Genomic DNA, 22,832 nt, shown 5'->3' on the forward strand with positions numbered 1-22,832 from the left:
TGATGTTTCCAGATGAGTATCGGGGGCCACCATGTCACTACGCTGGACTCTTTGCCTACAATCCCATGCGGACGATGGGAGCGTCGAAACTATCCAACTCGGGACAGTAGAGCGACCAACGTGTAACGCGGAGCCTGCAGACTTCGGTCTTTCGCTGTGAGAACTGCGGCTGCTGGCTCTCGCGCTTCAACAGACTGTGGCACAGCAGCAGATCTACGCTTACGATCGCGCCAAGAGAAGGTGCCCGCATTGCGGAGCGTATCGCCGCATCAAAGATTGGCGACCACGCACGTTCGATACTGCACTAGGCACAATTCACATTCGCGTTCCACGGGTTGTGGCTTGCATGTGCCTGCCGGAGCCGCTTGATGAGAACGGCGATATAGAAGACTACAGGGAAACGTTGTGCCCCATCGAACGGCTTCTTCCCTCACGAACTACCCCTGAGCTGGCCTACCTGTGTGCGCGTCACGGAGCAACAGGATCATACAGGTCTGTGCGGCCGTCGTTTCTGCGCTGACATCGGTTTCTTGCCTGTCTCATATGCGTGTCCGACGCGAGACAATCAAGATCGGTGAGTACATTGAAGACCGCCAGTTCGCTCTGGGATGGGGTTCGGATCCTCAGTGCGAGGAACGGGCGAAATCACTCTCGATGGCAATTGACAGTACTGTGCTTACAGCCTATCCATTCGAGGAGATCTCGAAGTTTGAGATGATCGCAGGCCGAATCGAACGAGAGGGTAGGATGGCAAGGCGATTCGCCTGCGCAATTCCTCGCCGAACCCTGGCGCGTGTTTTAGTGAGCGCAGCCTTGAAGCAGTGCGGTTGGTCTCCGTCGACGTTCGTGGACGTCGTTAACGACGGTGCAAGCGGGATGCGAAGCCTGGTGACCCAAATCGCGCCTCGAGTAGCGTCACCAATGCTCGACTGGTTCCACCTTGCGATGAAACTTCACGCGATACGATCATCGCTGTTCTCGCACCACTACTTCCTACCGCGCCCAGAGATCTTCTCACGGTGCGAAAAAATATGGCGCAAAATACGAGGGGCACTGTGGAGAGGCTGAGCGGCAATAGGTATAGAGTTGACTAGGACGTTGGCTGCTTCCATGAAAGAGGAGGCGTTGAAGCGTGAAAGCTTCTATGGCCCTACCGCAGCGACTACCTTCGGTGCTGCCAATCGACTCCTCGACTTTCTCCAACACAACGCAGCCATCCTTGTTGACTATGCGCGCGCACGGCGGGCGGGGAGGCGAATCTCTACCGCTCCGGCAGAATCAGTGATGAATCATTTGATAAACCGTCGCCTGTCCAAACGACAGCAGATGCGGTGGTCTATCAACGGTGCGCACTACCTTCTCCAGGCGCGAGTCGAACTGCTGGATGGCAAGCTGGAGGAGCAATTCATCTACAAGTACCCGCACTTTCGGTCGCCGTAGATCCAACTGAGCACGTAGACGGGCGCATCCCCCAACTTCGTTCCACTCCCGGAATTAGCGATCTGCAACAGTTGACCGCCAGCCGAGGTGCGAGACGAAAGTCATCATTCGCCTGGAGACCATTACCGATTGGGGCGAATCCAGGCGGCGCATGGAGGAGCTACCCGCTGAGGTGGCGGAGTTCCTCGACCATTAGGGCGAATTGCTGAAGCCGAACCCCAAGGTTTTTAACGCTCCCAAGTGCAACATAGTCAGGCGTGAAGCCGTCGTTCAACATGCCGAGCCCGGCGCCGGTCACCACGCGCCTCGTCTGCGTCTTCCGGCCGTCCAGGATGGCGCGCACCATGGCGCCGCTGAAGAGGATGGGGCGTTCATTGGCCATGCTAGGATCCTTGGCAGCATTGGGAGATAGCCATGGACCGCGTTACCGAATATCGAGGATTCGAGATCCATATTGACCTTGCGAGCACATCCGATGACATGTTCGATGTCTGGTTCCAGATCGAGGGCCCGATGAGACCCCCGGGAGTTGCTGCACTCGGCAAGCGAATCAAAGTCCACGGCGGCCCGTTCTCTCGTCGCTGGGCATATCTCGTCGCCGAGGTAGCAGGCAGAGCCGCGGTGGATGTAATTCTTGGCGTGGAGGAACAGGCTCACCCCGCCATCCCCATCCCCATCCGCCTCGCTTCCTTCGCGTGCTACGATCCTCTGGAACGATAGGGGCAAGCCATGGCGAACTTCGAAACCGATGCCGAAATACTCGAGTGGATTGCTAAACACAGCGAGGACGAATTCCGGCAACACGTAGAGCGCCACACGTTCGGCGACAGGCGTTTAGAGAACGCTCGTGCATATCTCGATAGGATCGACAGCCAGCGAGCGGAGATACGCAAGGAACGAGCGCTTCTGGCGACGGAGCAGGCAGCGGGGGCGCCGCAGGACCAAGTCGAGACTGCGCGACAAGCGCTCCGCATTTCGAAATGGGCTCTCGGTATAGCTATCGTTTCCGCATTTGTGGCCGTGGCCGGTTTGGTCGGAAAATAGGCCATTACATAACCTCCGCAGGCTGTGCCACCGACAGCGCCACTGCCACCGGCCGTACCCACACCGGTGTGGCTGACGGCATCAACGTCTCGCCTGACTCGGCCCGCAGCAGGCTGGTGCCCATCACCTCCGCGATCGCGCGCGCCGTGTCCTGCGGCACAGCGTTGCCGCTGGAACTGGCCCGCCTGCAGTCCCTCGTTGAGCCCGAGGAATATCTGGCATATCCAGACGATGCGCATGTATCTGGAGGAACAGATTCTTATGCGCTCGCGCCAGGCCTGATCGCTCAGGCCGTCCAGCTCGAGTTTCCAAGTGAGTATCCAATCGGGTAGGTAGTCATCTTTCACCCGCCGCCCCAATAGCACGCGGGATCTCATTCCGACTTATCGAAGATGCCGGCTTCGAGATCTTTGCTGAAATGCTGAACCCAATCGGTTTCATCGCCGATGGGGTATTCCCTTGTAACTTGTGTCGATAGTCTGGTTACCGTGACGTAGCCCTGTAAACCGATGTTCTCGTCGCCTTTTGGGTCAGTCGTATCCGTTTCCAGGAGTTCGAAATCATCTGCTGCCAGACCATTATGCTGCAAGGTCGCAAGAAAGTCCTGTTGTTCATCCGGTTCGATCAGTCGCATCGTCGGCCTCTCGCTGTTCAAAGGGGCGAATACCGAAACTCTCTTTCAACGATTCCAGCTTCATGTCAGCCCTCCTACGTGTGGGCAGCCATGGGTGATGCCCACGGCCGCCCGGCTTACATCACACCACCTTGACCTCAATGCGGCTGGGTTGCGTGTGTTCGGCTTTCGGGATGCGCAGCTTGAGCACGCCGTGGTTGAACTCGGCGACAACCTTTTCGGCATCTAGTTCCTTGGATAGCGTGAACACGCGCCGGTAACGGGGCAGAGAAACCTCCGCGTAACTGGCTTCCATGCCCTCCGGCAGATCCAGGGCGACTTCGCCCTTGATGGTCAGGATATCGCCTTGCACCTGCACGGCCAGCTTGTCCTTGGGCACACCCGGCAGATCGGCGTACAGGGTGATGCCTGCGGCGTCCTCGTACACATTCACTGGCGGCATCAGGGCTGCTTCAGTGCTGGCAGTGTCGGCTTGCTTGGTGACAGCAGTAGTTTCGCTCATGGCCTGATCCTCCTCGCTCACTGGATGCTGATTTGGCGCGGCTGCGCGGCTTCGAGGCGCTGGATGCTGATGTGCAGCACGCCGTCGCGGTACTTGGCCTCCACCGCATTGGGATTCACGTCGTTTGGTAGGCTTACCACACGGCGGAAGCGGCCGGCGAAGCGTTCATCGATATGCATGGAGGTTTGCTCGTCCTTGTTGGGGAGATCGGGCTTGCGCTCGCCGACAATGGTCAGCACGCTCTGCACCAGCTGCACGTCGATGCTGGCCGGATCGACGCCAGGGGCAAAAGCGTAGATTTCCACCGAGTGGGGGGTGCCGCCTACATTCATGGCCGGAAAACTGACCCGACCACGAATGCTGGAAGACAGCTCGAATGGCTGCTGCCATTCGCGCTGTAGCCGTTCCAGTTCTGAGAATACGTCACGGGGAAACAACGATCGATACATCATGTTTGCCTCCATTCGCTTTCGCGCGGGCGCCATATTCGGACGCCCCCGGTTGCAATGGTAAGGCTTCGCCTGGGGATTTCAAGTTCTTGATTTGACTGGTATTCGACATCATTCTTCCGAGGTGAAGAGCAGCCCTCGAGACCGGAAAAGGGGAACACGCATGGAGTTCCAGAACTACTACAAAACGCTGGGGGTGGCACGCGATGCCACGGCGGAGGACATCAAGAAGGCGTTCCGCAAGCTCGCGCGCAAGTTCCATCCTGACGTTTCCAAGGAGTCGGATGCCGAACTGCGCATGAGGCAGCTCAACGAGGCCTACGCCGTGCTCTCCGACCCGGAAAAGCGCGCCGCTTACGATCAATTGGGACGAGGCAATCAGCCCGGCCAGGAGTTCCGTCCGCCACCGGGCTGGGACACCGGCTTCGAGTTCTCGAGTCGGAGCTTCTCGCCTCAGGAAGAGGCCGATTTCAGCGACTTCTTCGCCGAGCTGTTTGGCCATGTGGGGGGCAGACACCGCGGCTTCCATACGCACGGTGGCAGCTTCCAGTCACGCGGTGTGGATCACCACGCGAAGGTGCTGCTGGACCTGGACGACACCTTTACCGGCGCCACCCGTCAACTTTCGCTGCGGGTGCCAAGCATGGACGCTCAGGGCGGAGCGCAGTCGAGGAGCCGGACCCTCAGCGTGAAAATTCCCAAAGGCGTGCGCGAAGGTCAGCTCATCCGTCTGGCCGGGCAGGGAGCGCCGGGGATCGGCGGTGCGCCGGCCGGGGATCTTTTTCTGGAGGTGCATTTCAAACCGCACGACCAACTGAAAGTGAAGGGGCGAAATCTACACCTCACGCTGCAGGTGGCGCCATGGGAGGCGGCGCTGGGGGCGGTGGTGCCCGTCGATTTACCTGGGGGCGAACTGCAGGTGCGCATTCCCCCTGGCGCCCAGAGCGGCAGCGAGCTACGTGTGCGCGGCAAGGGCATTCCCGCTAATCCACCGGGCGATCTGCTGCTGGACATCCAGGTGGTGTTGCCGCCGGCAAACACCCCCAAGGCGCGGGAGCTTTATGAAACCATGGCGCGGGAATTGAGCTTTAATCCGCGCCCGGATAGGAGAGCCTGACCCATGCCGGATAATGACGTTCTGATCGGCTGCCTGATGGAAGATGCCTGGCTGACTCTGGAGCAAGTGGCGGCAGCCTGCATGGTAGAACCAGAGTGGCTCAGGCGGCATGTAAATGAGGGCTTGTTCCCCCATGCTGTAAGTGTCGCTGGCGTCTGGCGGTTTTCCAGCGCCAGCCTTCGACGGGCGCGGCGCATGCGTCAGTTGGAGCGTGACTTTGACGCCATACCCGAACTGGCCGCTTTGGTGGCCGACCTGCTGGAAGAAATGGATGATCTGCAAGCGCGGATGCGTTGATGATGCTTGCGTCAACAACAAAGCCCTCGCTTTGAACTAGTTCACGCTGGATGTTCGGGCGGCTACCGCGAGGCCGAAATGGCAACGAGCCCAGCAGTTTGCAGTTGCCTTTGCCATCCACTAGCAACCGCGTGAATTGACTCTGGGAAATATCAGGCTAGCCCGAGATGGCTTCTCTTGAGCAATCTCGGCGGTTTGGTGACAGACGCCGAACCGCCGGATTGGCCTGCGGATTCAACCCGTGGATGCACACCAATGCTCCTCAGCATATTGCCGTCTCACAAGATTGATCCAAAGCGCTGATCATCCCTCGCTTCCAACTGGACGACTTCCGCGATGTTCACGAGAGCATCGGGAACGCTGCATTCACGACAGCGCTCAAGGCATTCATTGAGGCATGAAAGCCAACTCGATAGACCGGTGAAGGCAGCTTGAGCGGGCGACTGGAACGCGCTACGCTGGCATAGGTTCTCACCGCATAGCTGCTGTCAGGCATAGGCCACCCTCGTGCAAAGGGTCGGCGCGGCCCGGAGCGCGAGCCTAGCCTGGCGAGCCGTTGATGGTCGAGGAGCTTCGTTGGAACGCGCGTCGGCGCCAGATCGGGCGGCCTGCGCAAGCGGCCATTCCACCCACCATCTGATGCTCATGCTCCCCGTTCTCCCTGTCCCGAAGCTCATTCGATTCCGGCCGCGCGCCGCCATCGCGCTAGTGATCGGCATCATCGCTGCATCCATGGCGCCGGTGTCGCTGCGCCCGCTAGTGCGCGTCATCTTCGGTTGGGACATCGCCGTTTGGTCGTATCTCGTGCTGATCTGGTGGCTGATGGCCAGGGCGCCACAAGACATGGTCAGGGAAATTGCCATTCGCGAGGACGAGACGGCCACTACGTTTCTGCTAGTCGTTTGCATTGCTGCGGTCGCCAGCTGGCCACGGTGAAAGATTTGGGGCTCGGCGCGGGGCTGGGGCATCTTGCCTTCACCGTGGCGACGCTGTTCGGCGCCTGGTTCCTGATTCCGGCAATGTTCGCGTTGCACTATGCGCGGCTCTTCTACGGCTCAGCGCAGGAGAGTACCGATGAATCGGCACTCAGCTTTCCGGATAGCGCGCTTGAGCCGAATTATTGGGACTTCCTGTACTTCTCGTTCACGATCGCGTTGACCTCGCAAACGTCGGACGTGGCACTGAGATCGCGGCCCATCCGCAAAGCGGTACTTGCGCAGTCCGTGCTCTCGTTCTACTTCAATATCGCTGTACTGGGACTGTGCGTAAACGTGGCAGCAGGTCTGATCAATCTCTGAAAGCGGACATCTGGCTTTCACCAGGCCTATCTTTCACCGGCGGCACCGCCTGGTGCCGCGGGACGGTCACGCTTAGGTCCAGCGCAGATGTGGCAAGAAGTCGCCGTGCTCGTCAATGCCTACCCCGCCCAGCTCGTATAGCAGCGTCTTGATCGTTTCCTTCTCGGAGGATCTGCATCCGACGATCATGATGAGTTCGCCCTGCGACAAGAGTGCGGCAGCCCGCGCCAGCCGCTGTCGCGGCAACGTGGCGCCGAACAACGCACCAAGGAGCCAGCCACAAACGCCGAAGGCTACGAAGCCAAGGCCAAAGGTGGTGAGGCCACTCAGGGGGGCGGAATGGTCGCCGTAATAGCCCGCCAGCACTAGGCCAAGTATCGCAAAGGCGGCATAGCCTGCGATCGAGCCTTCATGCCGGAAGGTGGTGTGCGTGGGGTCTGCGCCCGGAAAACCCTCGACCGGCCGCAGGCCCCGGCCAATGAACCACGGGCCGGTCACATAGGCCGGCGCGCGCACTAGGGGAAGCAGTTTTGCCCAGCCGTTGCGGGCGGCAGCGGCATTCTTGAAGCGAAGACAGAGCAGGGTACGCATGATGTACTCGACTGCCCGGGCGTGCTGGTGCCCGGAAGGTGGATCCTTACCGCGACGTCAGTTTTCATGGGGCGGCGAGGACTAAACCGGGCGGCCGCATATGGAGATGAGGCGCCACGGGGAGAAACTCTGGATTGCGGAAATGCCTCCTGAGGGACAGCTGGAACGAAGCAGGCCACCCCGTCCGCTCAGCGCAGATGTCCGCCAAACAGTCCGAGCAGGCCGATGACGATAAGGTAGATGGCGACGATGTAATTGAGCAGTCGCGGCATGACAAGAATCAGGATGCCAGCGATCAGCGATATGAGAGGGCCGGCGCTGGTGATGATGTTCACGATGGCTCCATCTGATTGGCGTGCTCGGGCGGTATTCCTGCCGGTGGCTACAGGCTGGTCAGCCTGCTGATCTGGCAATGATTCAGCGTACGCCAAAGCGGGTGGGAAAGCGGTACGACAGCGTACGGAGGCAGCGAACAGCGTGCCGCTGCTCTTGCCTCGACTTGAAACCTGACATCAGCAGCGCCGCGGTACCTGCCTCGGCGAGAACCTCAGCCGAAGACGCGCGATCTCAGGTCGTCCTCGAAATCGACAGTCCATTGCGCACCCAGGTTTCCGTCGTACTGGCGGATTTCCCTGCCGAAGCCTACCGAGATGGTGCGGCCGTGAGCCGGCACAGCGCCTGCCGCGTCTTCAACCGCTGTCACGGTAAATCCGTCGGGGGCGACTCCATTGCGCAGGCAGGTCTCGCGGAAAGCCTCCTGCTCGATGGGAGGGAATTGATTCAGCATCGTGTCCAGCATGGGTGTCTCCTGGCGCCGGCATGTAACGAGGAAAAGCCGAATCGGGAGAAGGCGACCAGCCGACTGGTCGCCTATCCCATCCCGCCGGCGGTGCGCTGGCTCGGGTGCTCGCCCTCACTCCGTATCGCTTTATTCCGCCTTCTTGATATCCGCCTTGACGTCGCCATACGCTGCCTGCGTCTTGCCGATATCCTTCTTCAGGATTCCCGCCACTTGCGTTTGTCTGTTTCCAGTCATCCTGCCAAAGGCTTCCTTGACTTTCCCGGCGGCCGCCGTGACCCGGCCCTTCACTTGATCCTTGTTCATGATGTATTCCTCTTCATTGGTGTTGCGTGCCGGATGCTGAGGCAATTCGGCCGCGGCACAGCGTGCTTGCGATGTCGGGAGTATTCCCGATGCCTGCCCTAGAGTCTGCCTAGCAGCAACAGGACAAGGACCACAACAAGAATCGCCCCGAGTGCGCCGGACGGAGCGTAGCCCCAACCGCTGCTGTACGACCAGGTGGGAATTGCCCCAACGAAGAAGATAGCCAGGACAATCAACAGCAAGAGACCAATTGACATGATGCGCTCCTGATTCTGCAAAAACATGCCCTCCGCCGATGCTGCCAGGCGGGTGGCGGCCGTTCTAGCGGATCGCGTTGTCGATGGCCATGCCATGGAATCCAGAGCACCGATTCGGGGGATTCGCTGAAGTACTTGTCGCCGGTACGTCGTATCGATAGAGACAGCTCTATCCTGATCAGAGCCTAGTCCGGATGGGATGTCGTTTCAGTCCGGTGCCGTACGCTTGACGGGGCACCGGCATGGATTGACTGCCCGGATACGGGGGAGCTAGACCTGGACCAGCAGCGTGTGCTCGCCCCCATCAAGAGGGATGCTGGCCTGGCCGTCCTTACAGGGGATGCTGACGCCGTCAAGGATCGCCTGCGAGACACCGCCGGCACGGTGCAATGACGTTTCCACGTTGATCTCATAGCGGGTAGACGCCACGGTCACTGTGGCCTGGAAGCCTGGCCACGAGGCAGGAATACAAGGGGCAACGACCAACTGGCCTCCCTCGATCCGGATCCCCAGGATGCCCTCTACACCGGCGCGATACATCAATCCCGCGGCACCCGTGTACCAGGTCCAGCCGCCGCGGCCGATGTGGGGCTCTACCGAGTAGACGTCGCCCGCCACCACATAGGGCTCGACCTTGTAGCGCTCGACGGCTACGGGTGTCAGCGCATGGTTGATCGGGTTGAGCAGGGAGAACAGTTCGACGGCCTTGCCGGCCTCGCCCAGCCTGGCGAATGCGAGGACTGCCCACATCGCGGCATGGCTGTATTGCCCGCCGTTCTCGCGCAGGCCGGGCGGGTAGCCCTTGATGTAGCCGGGGTCGAGGGCGCCTTTGTCGAAGGGTGGGGTGAACAGCAATGCCAGCCCGTCTTCGCGGCGCACCAAATACTTTTCCAGCGACGCCATCGCGGCACGGGCACGGGTGGGATCGGCCGCGCCCGACAGCACGGCCCATGACTGCGCGATGGCGTCGATATAGCATTCCTCACGGTCTTTCGAGCCGAGCCAGGTGCCGTTGTCGAAGGTCGCACGGCAATACCAGTCGCCGTCCCAGGCCACTCGTTCCAGCGCCTCGCGCAGCAAGGCCGCATGCGCGCGCCAGCGGTTGGCGCGCCCGGCATCGCGGGTCTGCGCCAACGGTGTAAACATGTCGAGGGTGCGTGCCAGCAGCCAGCCCAGCCAGACGCTCTCGCCCTTGCCGCCGGCGCCGACAAGGTTCATGCCATCGTTCCAGTCGCCGCTGCTGATCAGCGGCAGCCCGTGCTCGCCGGTATGCGCGATGCAGCCGTCGATCCCGCGCGCGCAATGTTCAAACAGCGAGGCTGACACATCCGAGACCATTGGCTGGAAGAAGGCATCCGCCTCGGTGGGGCCCAGCAGCTGGCCATCCAGGAACGGCACCATCTCGTCCAGCACGCCGGTGTCATCGGCGCTGGCGATATAGCTGGCGGTAGCGAACGCCAGCCACACGCGGTCGTCGGAAATCCTGGTTCGCACGCCTTGCCCGGAATGCGGCAACCACCAGTGCTGGACGTCGCCTTCGACAAACTGCCGCCCGGCGGCGCGCAGCAGGTGCCGCCGCGTGGCGTCGGGACTGGCAAGGGTGAGCGCCATATGGTCCTGCAACTGGTCGCGGAATCCGTAGGCGCCGCTTGCCTGGTAGAAGGCCGCGCGCGCCCAGATGCGGCAGGCTAGCGTCTGATAGAGAAGCCAGCCGTTGAGCATGATGTCCATGGCGCGGTCCGGTGTCCTGACCTGTACCGCGCCAAGCAGGCGCTGCCAGTGCCGGGTGACGGTCGCCAGCGTGGCGTCGAGATCCGTCTGGCGATAGCGCGCAATCAGCGCGCTGGCCTCGGCGGCCGAGGCGCATTGTCCGATGAACGAAACGACTTCGACGGTTTCGCCGGCTGCCAGCTCGACCTTGCACTGCAAGGCCGTACAGGGGTCGAGCCCGGCCCCGGTCGTGCCGGACAAGGGTGCCTTGCCGAGCAGCGCCGCGGGCGCGTCCGGGCCGCCATTCCGGCCAAGGAACTCGGTACGATCGGCGGTCCAGGCAGTCTGCCTGCCGCCCAGATCGGCAAAGGCCGCGCGACCCGCAAACGCCGTGCTCCACGGATTGCGGATCAGGATGGCGCCGGTGGCCTGGTCCGGCGCCGTCGTGATAAACGGCGCCGAAGCACCCCGGGAGGTGCCGAGCACCCATTCCGTATAGGCCGTCACGGAAAGCCGGCGCGGGGTGCCGGAGAGATTGCGCAGCGTCAGGCGCGAAATCTTGATCGGATCGTCCAGCGCAACGTACTGCAGCAACGCCAGCGCGATGTCGTCGACCTCATGCGTGAAGCAGCTGTAGCCGTGGCCATGGCGTGCGGTGTAGGTGCCTTGGTCCCGGATCGGCTGCGCGGTGGCGCTCCAGACCTGGAGACTGTCCTCGTCGCGGATATAGATTGCCTCGCCGCACGGGTCCGCGACAGCGTCATTGGACCAGGGCGTCAGCTGGTTGTCGCGACTGTTCTCCGCCCAGGTGCAGCCGCTGCCGCTGGCCGACGCCTGGAAGCCAAAGCAGGGATTCGCGATCACATTGATCCATGGGGCAGGGGTCGACCGCTCTGCGTTCTGCACCACGACATATTCCCTGCCGTCCTGATCGAAGCCACCCAGGCCGTTGAAGAACTCGAGCCCGGGCTGCGCCGGCACCGGCGGCACTGACGGTGCCGCGCGCTGGCGGCGCCGGGCCGGTACGGCAAGCGGGGCCGCCGCGCCGGGCAGTCGGGCGAGCTGGTCCGCGATGGAACCGCGTCGGGCCATCAGCGCGACGCGCGCGACCGACTGGAGCAGGGCGCGGGCTTCGGGAGTCATCATGTCGGCACGCAAGGTATAGACCGATCCGCGCACCGCTTCTTCGCCCGTCTGGCTTTGCGCATGGCTGCTGCGAACCGCGGTCTCGATCGCCATCTGCAAGTCCTGGATATAGGACGAGGCGCGCTCGTTGACGATGACCAGATCGACGCCAAGCCCCTTCATGCGCCAGTATTCGTGGGCGCGCAACAACTGGCGCACCTGGACGATATCCTCGATCTCGTCGATGCGCAGGAGGACAACAGGCAAGTCGCCGGAAATCGCCATCGGCCATAGTCCTGACTGCGGACCCGCGCCGCGCAGGATGGCGTCGGGCGGGGCCCGGAAGCGGGCATCGGCGTAGAGCAGCGGAGCCGCGAGGCGCTGGAAGTCGGCCGCTTCCGCCGCGTCGACGTCAAGGTGGCGAAGCTCGACCTGGGCTTGCGTCCAGGCCAGGGTCTTGGCCCGGTCGAAGGCGTTGCGGTCCTGGTGCTTGTCGATCAGGTCGAGCAGGTCGGCGCGCGACGACGCAATGACGGTCCAGAACGCCACCCGCGCGCTGCCGCCAGGCGCAATCCGCACGCGCTGCCTGAGCGAGAAGATCGGGTCGAGGACCGTGCCGACCGTGTTCGAGAGCGGCAGCCCGGCTGTGACGACTGCGCACGCAGCCGGCGTGCGACCGTCTTTCAGGAAGCGCGCGCGGTCGGACTCGTACTGCGGATCGGCGACAAGCTCGCCTTCCACCACGCAGAAGTGGGCAGCCCACACCGGCGACTCCTCGGGCGAGCGCAGGCGGCGTGTCGCGGTCAGCGCGCCGGACTCGGGCAGGTGTGCGGTCTGGATGAAGATCCTGGAGAAGGCCGGATGCGCGTCATAGGACGCGCGCGCGGCGAGCACGACTTCGGCATAGGAAGTGAGCTCGATCTCGCGTGGGCGGCGCCCGTTGTTGACCAGCGACACGCGGCGGACCTCGCCGTCGTCCTCGCCGGAAACCAGGACTTCCAGGATGGTTGTCAGGCCGCCGTCGTGCCGGACGAACTCGGCGCAATCTTCGGCGAACACCACTTCGCCGCCGCGCTCGCCATCGGCTGCCATCTGCGTGCTGGCAGACCAGGTGGTGCCGCTTTGCGTATCACGCAGGAAGATGAAGGAGCCCGAATCGTCGCGAGTGGCATCTTCCCGCCAGCGCGTCACGGCCAGGTCCCGCCAGCGGCTGTAGCCCATTCCCGTGGTGGTCAGCATCACGGTGTAGCGTCCGTTGGACAGCAGATGGGTGACCGGATTGCCAGTTGCCGGCGCCGTGAACCGCCGCACCGCAGCGTCCTGCGGCTGTACCGCCGTTGCCGAGACCTTCACTTCCTCGGCGCGGGGGTGCGCCACGGCGACGTTGCGCGGCATGCGTTCCTGCAGCAGCAGTTCGCAGGCCTGGATCATCGGCTCGCGATGGAAGCGCTCACGCATGCGCCCCCCGTCGAGGGCGTTGGCGATGGCAACGATGGTCATGCCCTGGTGGTGCGCCATGAAGCTGCGTACGATGGCGACCGTCTCGCTCTCGGCCAGGCGCGCGCGCGTATAGTCCAGCGCCTCGTAGAAACCGTAGCGTCCAAGGGCGCCGGCTTCGGCAAGGCGACGGTAGTTGTCGCGTGCGGCCTGCGGATCGACCATGGCCGCCAGCCCGGTGGCATAGGGGGCGATCACCGCGTTCTCGGACAGGCCCCGCTTGAGCCCCAGGCCGGGGACGCCAAAGTTCGAGTACTGGTAGGTGAACTCCCTGTCGCGGGCGTTGTACGCCGATTCGGATACGCCCCAGGGAATCCCCAGCGACTGCCCGTAGCCCCGCTGGCGCGCCACCACCAGGCGCGCGGTCTGTTCAAGCAGGCTGCCGGCGGGGGCGCGCATCACCAGTGACGGCATCAGGTACTCGAACATCGAGCCCGACCACGAGATCAGTGCCGAGCCCCTGCCAAGTGGCGTCGCCATGCGCCCCAGCCGGAACCAGTGCGGGGTCGACACGTCTCCCTTGGCAATCGCGAACAGGCTGGCGAGCCGCGCTTCGGAGGCGAGCAGGTCGTAGCAGCTGGCATCGGGCCGGTTGTCGGCAAGCGAATAGCCGATCGACAACAGCTTGCGCGCCGGATCGAGCAGGAAGGCAAAGTCCATCGCCAGCGCCAGTTCGCGCGCAGTGTGGGCGAGCGCCGTCAGCCTGGCGGCCAGCGCCTGCGGGGCTTCAGCCTGCTGCAGCTGGTCACGCTCGTGCTCGGTGACGGCGCGCTGCAGCGCCCCGGTCCAGAAGACCAGGTCGGCAATATTGTCGTCGCCAGCCGCGGGCGGGATGTCCTGCACCAGCGTGGCGACCTTCTCCGTCTGGCGCCTGAGCACTGGTGCCCCTGTTGCCATGTCGAGTGAGCCAGCGAGCATGGTGTCGATCTCGGCCAGTAGTCCGCCAAGCTGCCGTCCGGGTTCGCTGTGTGCGAAGGGCAGCGCAGCCAGGGCCTCGTTTGCCAGCCGCGCAGTGTCCGCCAGGCCGCGACACGGATCTGGCGCGGCGGTGCTGGTCCATTCTTCGCAGGCATTGGCGACCACGATCAGGTGCGCGGCGAGGTTGCCGCTGTCGACTGACGAGACGTAGGCGGGATGCAGCGGCTGCAGGCCCAGCGTCTCGTACCAGTTGTGGAAGTGGCCCCGGTAGCGCGGCAGCTTGCGCATCGCTGCGAACGCCGCTTCCATGCGCTCGACAGTTTCGGTGGTCCCGGCCCAGCCGAAGTCGCGCGCGGCGATGGCCGACAGCAGGTAGAGCCCGATATTGGTCGGCGAGGTCCGGTGCGCCACCACGGGCTTTGGCGTCTCCTGGAAGTTGTCGGGCGGCAGCATGTTGTCCACTGGCGTGACGAAGGTCTCGAAGAAGCGCCAGGTGCGGCGCGCGGTGAGGCGCAGCGCAAGCGCGTCGGTCGCCGGCAGCGCGAGCCGGCGCGCAACGGCCGGCGCACGGCTGGTCCACAGGGCAAGGGCTGGCGCCGTCAGCCATAGCAGGGCAAAGGGCAGCACGAGCGGCCATGACGATGGCACCAGGCCCACCCCGGCGGCGGCCATCGACAGCGCGAGCAGCGTGCCGCCGGCCATCAGCCGGTAAAAGCCGGCCAGGTCCAGCCGCGGGCGCGTGGCGGACTGCGCGGCCGTGGTCCAGTCGAGCAGATGGCGGTGCGTGTAAAACAGCCGCGCCAGCGTCCTGGCGATGGCGTCACCCGTGCGCCAGGCCTGGTCGGGCACGAAGGCCAGCCCCAGCAAGATCTGCGTGGCGGCTAGCCGCAGGTCTGCGAACAGCGCCTGCACATGGTTGCGCAGGCGCATGCCGCTGCGGTGCCGCAGACCGGACAAGATGCCCGGCAGGACGGCCGGAATGGCAATCGCAGCCAGCGGCAAGATAGTCGCCAGCGGCCCCGCCGGCCAGGGGAGGAACCAGCACAGCACAAGGCTCAGGAGCAACAGGGGCGCGAGCAGCGAGCGGCGCAGGTTGTCCAGCATCTTCCAGCGGCCGATGGCCGGCACCGCGTGTATGCCTTTGTGGTGCCTGAAGATCCAGCCTAGCAGTTGCCAGTCGCCACGCGTCCACCGGTGCTGCCGCCTGGCCGCCACGTCGTAGCGCGGGGGAAACTCCTCGACCACCTCAACGTCGGAGGCCAGCCCGGCACGGGCGAACACGCCTTCGAACAGGTCATGGCTGAGCAGCGCGTTCTCCGGGACCCGGCCGCTGAGCGCGGCTTCAAAAGCATCGACATCATAGATGCCCTTGCCCGTAAAGGAGCCTTCGCCAAAGAGATCCTGGTAGACGTCGGAGGCGGCCGCCGCGTAGGGGTCGATGCCGCCCGGCCCGGAGAAGACCCGCTGGAAGAGCGACCCCTCACGGCCGATCGGCAGCGAAGGCGTAACACGCGGCTGGAGAATGCCGTAGCCGCCCACGACGCGCTGCCGGGCCGCATCGAACCATGGCCGGTTCAGCGGATGGGCCATCTTGCCGATGAGCCGCAGCGCGGCGTCGCGTGGCAGCCGCGTGTCGGCGTCGAGGGTGATGACGTAGCGCACGCCGGCCGGCACCTGCGGCGCCTGACCGTCGACGGCGACGTAGCTGGTGTCGGTCGCGCCGCGCAGCAGCCGGTTCAGCTCGAGCAGCTTGCCGCGTTTGCGTTCCCATCCCATCCACTGGCCTTGCGCCGCGTTGAATACGCGCCGTCGGTGAAGCAGCAGGAAGCGGTCGCCGGCCGGACCCGGGCCATGGCGCTGGTTCAGGCGGGCGATCGCCGCGCTGGCGACGGCAAGCAGGTGCGCGTCGCCAGGCAGCTCCTCCTGGTCCGCGTCGACGCCATCGGTCAGCAAGGCAAAGCTCAGGTCGCCGCCTGCGCCGGCGAGGTGATGCACCTCCAGCCGGTCGATCTGCTCGCTCAGGTCGGCCTCGCCGGTCAGCAGGGTCGGCACGACCACCAGCGTGCGCAGCGAGGGCGGAACGCCCGCCTTGAGCTCCAGGCCGGGCAGGATCGTCGCACCCAGTCGCCCTGCAAGCGCGCGGTTGACCAGCGTTGCTGCGACCTCGCTGGCCGGTACAATCCAGATCAGCGCAAGCAGGGCAAGCCAGCCGGGCGTCAGGCTGGCAGCCGGCAAGATCCATAGCGCGAACGCCAGCAGGCCGGCCGTGACGAGCAGGAGTGCGCCGACGTAGCCGCCGATGCCCAGGTGCTTGCTGAAGCGGCTGATCCACAGGCGGGGCGGGGGGCGAAACCGGATGGCTCGTTCGAGCGCGCAGCGGCCCGGGCCGACCAGGTGATAGCCCGGATCGACCCGGCGACCGGCCTCGGTCGCGTCGGTCATGTCGTCCACCTGGACCGGTGAGGGCGAGGTGGACGCCGGTATTGGCGTGGCGCCGAGCGCCAGCTCGGCAACCCTGAGTTCCGGGCACGAGGCGCCGCGCGCGAGCTCCTCGATTGCGTTGCGGTACAGGTTGCGGGTCGGGAAATCCATCCCGGCAAAGGCGCTGCCCGCGCGCAGCCGCGCGTCGACCAGGCTGACACTCTCGAACCACTCGGCCCAGTCGATATCGGACATCAGCCGCATGCTCGTGATGATGTTGCGCACCGTCACGTTGGAGGCGCCTTGCCGCTGCTGCGCGTGCAGCACCACCTCATCGACCGAAGTGCCCTGCAGCCCGAGGCGCTTCTCCAGCCAGCCCAGTGCCGGCATGGTTCTCGGGTCCTGGTCGCGCAGGCGCCTGGCAAGTTGCGCGGCGAACAACTCGGACAGCGGCGCAGCGGGGCGTGCGGCAATATCTGTTTCGAGTGCCGTGCGGGCGCCCCCTGTGGCCAGCAGCCGCACGGCCAGCGCATCCGCATCGGCACGGGCAACCCGGCCGGCGGTGATCTGGCCGGTGAGCCTGCGCAGGTTCTCGACCAGTACAATACGCAGCGTGATCGCAACCGCCCACAACTCGCCGATCGTCAGCGGCTGGACGCGCTGATAGGCGGCGATAAAGCGGCGCAGGATGTCGGGGTCGAGGTAGCTGTCAGTGTGGGCGACAAAGGCCCACGCCACCCCGAAAACGCGCGGATAGCCAGCGAATGGACCGTCGGCGAGCTTGGGCAACTGGCGATAGTAGCCGGGGGACAGGTCGTCCCGGATCTCGCGGATTTGCTCCTCGACGATGTGATAGTTGTCGAGTAGCCATTCCGCCGCCGGCGCCACCTCGGCGCCGCTCTCCACCTCGGCGGCGCTCGCCCGATAGGCGGCCAGCAGGACAGTCGCATTGTCGCTGAGCCGGCTGCGCAGGGATGGCACGCGTGGCGGCGATGCTGTCACCGGCTGGGCTGCGGCGAGGCTTTGCGCGTGCTGCTCCAGCCGTTCGATGCCGAACAACTCCTCCCGTACCGGCGCCATGCTGTCCCAGGGTGACGGCACGGAGGGCGCGCCGAATGCGCGCAGCGGGAATGTGAGATTCAGGTTCATGGACAGGCCCATTCAGCGGTCAGGGAAGCGAAAAGTGCCATGGCATCATTGTTCCCGTGGGCACGCTCGTCATCCCTTATTTGACTTCACGATGGTGGAAAGGGGCGCACCACTGCGAAATATGAGCCAGAGACGGGACGATTGCCGTCCGCAGGCGTACGGATCGGGACATTTATTCCATTGCAGTCAGATTTCCCGAGCGGGCAGGGCGGAACCCGAGCGCGCGTATCCGATGAAGTGCGCGTGACTTCGGCGCACTGTTTCCCGGCATTTGCCTAGTCGACCCGCCGACCTATATTTAGGAAGGCAAGTGATCCCCTACCGTCCCGTGGTCTGCTTCCAGGGGCCCTGGCAAGGTCGACGTCGCTGATTCAACCTGTTCTGACCGGTGAGATGCAGTCATGAGCGTCACGCATGATCCGAAGTCCAACCACCTTCTCGCCGCGCTGCCGGCGGTCGACTGGGAGCGTCTCGCACCACACCTGACGCTGGTGGAGCTGCCGCTGGGCCATGTCGTGTACGAGTCAGGAGATCAACAGGGCAACGTCTATTTCCCGACAAATTCAATCATTTCGCTCCTGTACGTGATGGAAGATGGCGCGTCCGCCGAGATCGCAATCGTGGGCAATGAGGGGATGGTCGGGATTGCGATCTTCATGGGGGGCGAAACGACGCCGAGCCGCGCCATCGTACAAAGCGCCGGGCAGGGATACCGTCTGAGCGCAGCGATCCTGAAGCAGGAGTTCGTGCGGGGCGGACCTCTGCAGCGCCTGTTGCTTCGCTACACGCAGGCGCTCATTACGCAGATGGCGCAAACCGCGGTATGCAACCGCCATCACTCCATCGACCAGCAACTGTGCCGATGGCTGCTGCTGAGCATCGACCGGCTGCCCTCCAACGACCTGACGATGACGCAGGAACTCATTGCCAACATGCTCGGGGTGCGGCGCTCCGGCGTGACCGAGGCCGCCCTGAAGCTCCAGGCCGCGGGCCTGATCCGCTACAGCCATGGGCACATTGCGGTACTCGATCGGGCGGGGCTGGAAAAGCGGGTGTGCGAGTGCTACTCGGTCGTGAAGCGGGAGTTCGACCGGTTGTTGCCGGACATGTCATCGATTTGAGTTTTCAGGCAGGGCGGCCTCAGGCGACCTCGCCACTCGGCAAGCCAGCCGCCATTACCTCAATGCCTGGAAAACGGTCCTGATGGGTTCTAGTTATTCGATCCTAGTGCACGCAGAGAACCACGCGCGGGAGCGTTGCGGCCGAAGAAAAGTTTCCACCACGAAGATGATGTCCCTGACCCTGCGTCTCCAGTCGGGCAAAGGCTGACTAGCGGTGCATCCTTTGCCCCTCTTGCTGCGCGCAGGAGCGTGACGTCGTCGCAGTCGGCCGGCGCGTCGAAGGTTTCACGGGGCAGATCGGCGGGATAGATGACAGGAAGAATTTCATGGACCGCTTGTTCGCTGCCAAACGGGCCAAAGCGACAGATGCATCCCGCCGGATCAACCTCCGCAAAATACCAATTGCTGGGGCTGCCGTGATAAATGACAATGACGGTGGTGGGATAATCTGCTGGCATTTTCCTCGCCTTTCAATGAAGCCGGTGCGATACCCCGGCAACCCCGGAAGCAAACATCCCTTCACATCGCAAGGAAAGGCTAGCAAATAAGTCGGACCGCTTAATCCGGAAGTGGAATAGCGGAATGTCGCCGACCGAGAGACTCCTGCAGATTTCCAGTGCGTCCAGTCGACAGCGGTCACGCGTCGCCCTTTATATATAGTTCACACTTGGCCAGAGCGCCGTCCGCCAGCGCACAGTCCGTGTTATTTATTTGATTGCGCCCAGATCCGACCAGAAACAGTGCGTGCGACTTCTACCGGGGTGAAGCTCAGGAGTCTTCTCATGTGAGGGGGCGTTTTGAACGGGCAGATCGTGATGGATATCAATCACCGTATTGCCCAGTAGCCGTTTGCCGGCCTTGCGGCGTAACCGCGCGTGTCCGGCAGCGTACTGAAGATATTAGGCGTATCTGTCTCTTACGCATTCTGATCTTGCGAAGGAGCCGGCGATGCACCTTGGCCTGCTTAGTCTCCCCTGGTGGGGTTACGCACTTGTGACGCTGGGCTTGACCCACGTCACCATCGCGTCGGTCACCATCTTCCTGCACCGTCACCAGGCCCACCGCGCCCTCGATCTGCATCCCATCGCCAGCCATTTCCTGCGCTTCTGGCTGTGGCTGACCACCGGGATGGTGACCAGGGAATGGGTGGCGATCCATCGCAAGCACCACGCCAAGCGCGAAACCCCGGAAGACCCGCACAGCCCGCAGTTCTACGGCATCAGGCAAGTGCTGCTGGAAGGTGGGGAACTCTATCGCAGCGAGGCCAGGAACGCCGCAACGCTGGAGAGGTATGGACACGGCACCCCGGACGACTGGATTGAGCGCAATCTCTATGCGAAGCACGTCGGGCTAGGGATTGGCTTCATGCTGGCGATCGACCTGGTGCTGTTCGGTCCGATCGGACTGAGCATCTGGGCAGTGCAGATGCTGTGGGTCCCGCTTTTCGCCGCGGGCGTGATCAACGGCATCGGCCACTACTGGGGCTACCGCACGTACGCTCCAAATGACACCTCCAAGAATATCGTGCCATGGGGCATTCTGATCGGTGGGAGCTAAAGTCGAAACTGGTGTACGGGCGGGGAATTTGAGGCGCGGAGTAGAGGGCGGTGGAGCTTTCCGCTGAGAATCTGATTGTCGAGATCGGAAACCAGCACAAGAAAGGTCCACCATGAGCAAGGATAAAGGGAAAGAAGCAGTCGGTCTATCGGAAATCGGGCTTGGGCTCGAGGAGCTGATCAGGCGCGGGGCTCGGCGGGTCATCCAGGAGGCGATTGAAGTGGAGCTGGCAGAGCTGCTTGAGCAGTTCAGTAATGTCAAGACGTTGAGCGGGCAGCGCGCCGTGGTTCGCAATGGCTACCTCCCGGAGCGCGAGGTGCTGACGGGGGCCGGCCCGATTGCCGTGAAGGTGCCCAAGGTGCGCGATCGGTCCGGGTCTGGCGTGAAGTTCAACTCGGCGATCGTGCCGCCGTATGTGAGGAAGTCGCCGCGGGTGAGTGCAGCGCTGCCCTGGCTGTATCTGAAGGGAGTATCGACAGGCGACATGAGCGAGGCGTTGTCGGTGCTGCTTGGTGAGGATGCCAAAGGGCTATCGGCCAACGTGGTGAGCCGATTGAAGGCGCAGTGGGCAGACGAGCATGCGAGCTGGAATCAGCGTGATCTGTCGGCGGCGCGCCATGTGTATTGGTGGGTGGACGGCATCCACACGGGTCTGCGTAGCGAGGGATCGGACGGGCAATGCCTGCTGGTCATCATCGGCGTTACGCCAGACGGCAGGAAGGAGCGCGTGGCGATCGGTGACGGCTATCGGGAATCGAAGGCATCGTGGGTGGAAGTACTGTTGGACCTGAAATCCCGCGGCCTGCAGGCTGGCCCGCTGGCGGCGGTCGGCGATGGCGCCATGGGATTCTGGGCTGCCCTGGAGGAGGTGTTCCCGGCCACGCGCGCCCAGCGTTGCTGGTTCCACAAGATGGGCAATGTCCTGAACGCCTTGCCCAAGTCCCAGCACGGCCGCGCCAAGGCAGATCTGCAGGCGATTTGGATGGCGGCCACCAGGGCAGATGCCTATGCTGCCTTCGATCGCTTTGCGACGATCTACGGCGCCAAGTACCCCAAGGCCACCGGCGTGCTCACCAAGGACCGAGACAGCCTGCTGACCTTCTACGACTTCCCGGCCGAGCACTGGCAGCACATCCGCACGACCAACGCGATTGAGTCGACCTTCGCGACCGTGCGTCACCGCACGACGCGCACGCGCAATTGCGTGTCACGAGCGACTTTCCTTGGCCTGGCCTTCAAGCTGATCGAGGAAGCCGAGAAAACATGGCGCCGCATCAAAGGTGCCGAACACATCGAACTGCTCTTGAAGGGCGTCCCCTTCAAGGACGGTGCCCCGGCGCAAGACAATCCGCCGGTTCAGCAGAAACTCGCCGCCTGACGACCGGCCACGATCAACCTTCATACACCAGATTTGACTTTATCTCGATCGGTGGCGAGGAGCTGCATAACAACCATCATGCCTACGTCAGCTCAGCCAGGCTGTCCAGCAAGTGGTGGGAACTTGACCTTGGTTGGGTGTACATCCGTCTGCTGGTGACGCTCCGTTTAGCCAGCGTACGCAGGGTGGCGCCAAAGATCCGCTTCAATCCGGCCAGGGCAGGCTACGATGCGCAGATCCTGCAGGCCATCAGCACGCATCGCTACGACGTACTGGCCAGATTCGCCAGCATCCTGCGGAAAACCGCATTGGAGGAAATCCGAACCCTGCGGGCGCGTGCGCTACCGGGTCTGAATGAGGCCAAGGCGCAGGAAGAGCGCTCAAGCACTGGCTGCAAAGGGAGGTGGGGGCGCTACCGGAGTGTGAACGCGTAGTCCTGCACCAGGCACTGCATTCCAGCAAGTTGCTGCGCACCATCTATGCGATGGGCCAGGATCTCACCGCGTTGTGGAGCAATTCCGCCACCTCGAAGGAGCAGTGGGTCAAACAACTGGAAGACTGGTGCCGGCGCGCCGATGAGAGCGGCATCGATGCGCTGCAGGAGTTTTCCTGGAAACTCCGCTGCTACGCCTGACCGTTGGGAGACATCGAATGACATTGGGAACGATACTGTTGATCGTGATCATCCTACTGTTGATTGGCGCGATTCCAGCCTGGCCGCACAGCCGGGGGTGGGGCTATGGTCCCAGCGGTGGTCTTGGGCTGGTGTTGGTAATCCTGCTCGTACTGTGGTTGATGGGCAAGATATAGCGCGCTGCACCGAGGTTGCGCCCGGGGGGATGCGGTATTCAGATAGCCACTTCATAGCAGAAGCCGGGAAAAATGCGTTCCAAACCAACCGACGGCACCACGAAGCTCAGAAATGGAGCCGCTGCCATGCCGTCCATGTGCGACGCCGCTTTATCCCTCCCCGTGCCTGCGCGCGCCTTCCTGAACATCCAAGACTCCGAGAGTATGGGAACTGGCAGAGATGCCGGAAAAGCAAGTCGTTTCAATCCTTCAGGCACGTCCCCGATATACCACGTTCCAACGCGACCTGATGGAGCGCTGCTAATACCCGCGCGTAGGTGCGCCGGGCGCAGCGAAGCGTTCACAGCAATAGGCATTGCCAACCCCAGTATGCGCTCGTTTTCTCGAGCATAGGTTGCGTATTCGCTCCTCG

The 22,832-nt window shown here is 63.2% G+C and carries 22 protein-coding genes and 3 pseudogenes; 12 read left to right on the forward strand and 13 right to left on the reverse strand.

Annotated elements, in window-relative coordinates:
• Positions 1-31 precede the first annotated feature (31 nt).
• Positions 32-1,440: pseudogene (locus tag AC10V3_RS35810) on the forward strand (ISKra4 family transposase).
• A 160-nt stretch (positions 1,441-1,600) separates the two neighbouring features.
• Here the strand turns inward: AC10V3_RS35810 and AC10V3_RS35815 are convergent.
• Entirely contained in the window at positions 1,601-1,822 is a 222-nt protein-coding gene (locus AC10V3_RS35815) for a hypothetical protein (protein WP_349606661.1), read from the reverse strand.
• A gap of 32 nt (positions 1,823-1,854) precedes the next feature.
• On the opposite strand from AC10V3_RS35815, the gene AC10V3_RS35820 reads away from it, so the two are divergent.
• Positions 1,855-2,160 (forward strand): hypothetical protein, encoded by a 306-nt coding sequence (locus tag AC10V3_RS35820; protein WP_349606618.1) that lies wholly within the window; start codon positions 1,855-1,857, stop codon positions 2,158-2,160.
• Positions 2,161-2,169: 9 nt separating this feature from the next.
• On the forward strand, positions 2,170-2,484 hold the full coding sequence (locus tag AC10V3_RS35825) for a hypothetical protein (RefSeq protein WP_349606620.1): 315 nt from the start codon (positions 2,170-2,172) through the stop codon (positions 2,482-2,484).
• A gap of 4 nt (positions 2,485-2,488) precedes the next feature.
• Here AC10V3_RS35825 and AC10V3_RS35830 read toward each other — a convergent pair whose 3' ends face one another.
• The 4 genes from AC10V3_RS35830 to AC10V3_RS35845 form a co-directional block, all read right to left on the reverse strand.
• Positions 2,489-2,644 carry a hypothetical protein gene (locus tag AC10V3_RS35830; protein WP_349606622.1) on the reverse strand — a complete coding sequence of 52 codons (156 nt, stop codon included), beginning with the start codon at positions 2,642-2,644 and terminating at the stop codon, positions 2,489-2,491.
• 213 nt (positions 2,645-2,857) lie between these two features.
• A complete protein-coding gene (locus AC10V3_RS35835) occupies positions 2,858-3,118 on the reverse strand; it encodes a hypothetical protein (protein ID WP_022540297.1) in 261 nt (86 codons plus the stop codon).
• 121 nt (positions 3,119-3,239) lie between these two features.
• Positions 3,240-3,620 carry an Hsp20/alpha crystallin family protein gene (locus tag AC10V3_RS35840; RefSeq protein ID WP_349606657.1) on the reverse strand — a complete coding sequence of 127 codons (381 nt, stop codon included), beginning with the start codon at positions 3,618-3,620 and terminating at the stop codon, positions 3,240-3,242.
• A 17-nt stretch (positions 3,621-3,637) separates the two neighbouring features.
• Positions 3,638-4,072 (reverse strand): Hsp20/alpha crystallin family protein, encoded by a 435-nt coding sequence (locus AC10V3_RS35845; protein WP_349606623.1) that lies wholly within the window; start codon positions 4,070-4,072, stop codon positions 3,638-3,640.
• Positions 4,073-4,232: 160 nt separating this feature from the next.
• Between AC10V3_RS35845 and AC10V3_RS35850 the strand changes: the two genes are divergently transcribed.
• The 3 genes and pseudogenes from AC10V3_RS35850 (at position 4,233) to AC10V3_RS35860 (ending at position 6,781) form a co-directional block, all read left to right on the forward strand.
• Positions 4,233-5,186, forward strand: coding sequence for a DnaJ C-terminal domain-containing protein (locus AC10V3_RS35850; protein WP_349606625.1), 954 nt, complete (start codon positions 4,233-4,235; stop codon positions 5,184-5,186).
• Positions 5,187-5,189: 3 nt separating this feature from the next.
• Positions 5,190-5,483 carry a chaperone modulator CbpM gene (locus AC10V3_RS35855; RefSeq protein ID WP_349606627.1) on the forward strand — a complete coding sequence of 98 codons (294 nt, stop codon included), beginning with the start codon at positions 5,190-5,192 and terminating at the stop codon, positions 5,481-5,483.
• Positions 5,484-6,128: 645 nt separating this feature from the next.
• Positions 6,129-6,781 (forward strand): annotated as a pseudogene (locus AC10V3_RS35860) (DUF1345 domain-containing protein).
• 72 nt (positions 6,782-6,853) lie between these two features.
• Here AC10V3_RS35860 and AC10V3_RS35865 read toward each other — a convergent pair.
• From AC10V3_RS35865 to AC10V3_RS35890, 6 genes are all read right to left on the reverse strand, one after another.
• Positions 6,854-7,372: a hypothetical protein gene (locus AC10V3_RS35865; protein ID WP_349606629.1), complete on the reverse strand. Its 519-nt coding sequence runs from the start codon at positions 7,370-7,372 to the stop codon at positions 6,854-6,856.
• Between the two features lie 188 nt (positions 7,373-7,560).
• A complete protein-coding gene (locus AC10V3_RS35870) occupies positions 7,561-7,707 on the reverse strand; it encodes a DUF3096 domain-containing protein (RefSeq protein ID WP_013952956.1) in 147 nt (48 codons plus the stop codon).
• Between the two features lie 212 nt (positions 7,708-7,919).
• The gene (locus AC10V3_RS35875; protein ID WP_349606631.1) at positions 7,920-8,171 is read right to left on the reverse strand and encodes a hypothetical protein; all 252 of its coding nucleotides are present in this window, start codon (positions 8,169-8,171) and stop codon (positions 7,920-7,922) included.
• 129 nt (positions 8,172-8,300) lie between these two features.
• Positions 8,301-8,477 (reverse strand): CsbD family protein, encoded by a 177-nt coding sequence (locus tag AC10V3_RS35880; RefSeq protein ID WP_349606633.1) that lies wholly within the window; start codon positions 8,475-8,477, stop codon positions 8,301-8,303.
• Between the two features lie 98 nt (positions 8,478-8,575).
• Positions 8,576-8,734, reverse strand: a complete 159-nt coding sequence (locus AC10V3_RS35885; protein WP_349606659.1) for a DUF3309 family protein — start codon at positions 8,732-8,734, stop codon at positions 8,576-8,578.
• Positions 8,735-9,004: 270 nt separating this feature from the next.
• Positions 9,005-17,554 (reverse strand): glycoside hydrolase family 94 protein, encoded by an 8,550-nt coding sequence (locus tag AC10V3_RS35890; RefSeq protein WP_349606636.1) that lies wholly within the window; start codon positions 17,552-17,554, stop codon positions 9,005-9,007.
• A 401-nt stretch (positions 17,555-17,955) separates the two neighbouring features.
• On the opposite strand from AC10V3_RS35890, the gene AC10V3_RS35895 reads away from it, so the two are divergent.
• Positions 17,956-18,675 carry a Crp/Fnr family transcriptional regulator gene (locus AC10V3_RS35895; protein ID WP_349606638.1) on the forward strand — a complete coding sequence of 240 codons (720 nt, stop codon included), beginning with the start codon at positions 17,956-17,958 and terminating at the stop codon, positions 18,673-18,675.
• An 89-nt stretch (positions 18,676-18,764) separates the two neighbouring features.
• Here AC10V3_RS35895 and AC10V3_RS35900 read toward each other — a convergent pair whose 3' ends face one another.
• Positions 18,765-19,133 carry a hypothetical protein gene (locus AC10V3_RS35900; RefSeq protein WP_349606640.1) on the reverse strand — a complete coding sequence of 123 codons (369 nt, stop codon included), beginning with the start codon at positions 19,131-19,133 and terminating at the stop codon, positions 18,765-18,767.
• A gap of 490 nt (positions 19,134-19,623) precedes the next feature.
• Here AC10V3_RS35900 and AC10V3_RS35905 point away from each other — a divergent pair.
• The 5 genes and pseudogenes from AC10V3_RS35905 to AC10V3_RS35925 form a co-directional block, all read left to right on the forward strand.
• A pseudogene (locus AC10V3_RS35905) lies at positions 19,624-20,226 on the forward strand (fatty acid desaturase); the annotation flags it as partial.
• 118 nt (positions 20,227-20,344) lie between these two features.
• Positions 20,345-21,610: an IS256 family transposase gene (locus tag AC10V3_RS35910; protein WP_022540107.1), complete on the forward strand. Its 1,266-nt coding sequence runs from the start codon at positions 20,345-20,347 to the stop codon at positions 21,608-21,610.
• Positions 21,611-21,747: 137 nt separating this feature from the next.
• Positions 21,748-22,044, forward strand: a complete 297-nt coding sequence (locus AC10V3_RS35915) for a hypothetical protein (protein ID WP_490924691.1) — start codon at positions 21,748-21,750, stop codon at positions 22,042-22,044.
• Positions 22,014-22,244: a DesA/ISL3 alpha bundle tail domain-containing protein gene (locus AC10V3_RS35920; RefSeq protein ID WP_490924503.1), complete on the forward strand. Its 231-nt coding sequence runs from the start codon at positions 22,014-22,016 to the stop codon at positions 22,242-22,244. Before AC10V3_RS35915 ends, AC10V3_RS35920 begins: the two co-directional genes overlap by 31 nt.
• 17 nt (positions 22,245-22,261) lie before the next feature.
• Positions 22,262-22,420 (forward strand): DUF3309 family protein, encoded by a 159-nt coding sequence (locus tag AC10V3_RS35925; RefSeq protein WP_490924504.1) that lies wholly within the window; start codon positions 22,262-22,264, stop codon positions 22,418-22,420.
• Between the two features lie 38 nt (positions 22,421-22,458).
• On the opposite strand, the gene AC10V3_RS35930 is transcribed toward AC10V3_RS35925, so the two are convergent.
• Positions 22,459-22,608, reverse strand: coding sequence for a hypothetical protein (locus tag AC10V3_RS35930; RefSeq protein WP_490924505.1), 150 nt, complete (start codon positions 22,606-22,608; stop codon positions 22,459-22,461).
• Between the last annotated feature and the right edge of the window lie 224 nt (positions 22,609-22,832).

This window comes from Cupriavidus sp. PB-02, assembly GCF_058252315.1.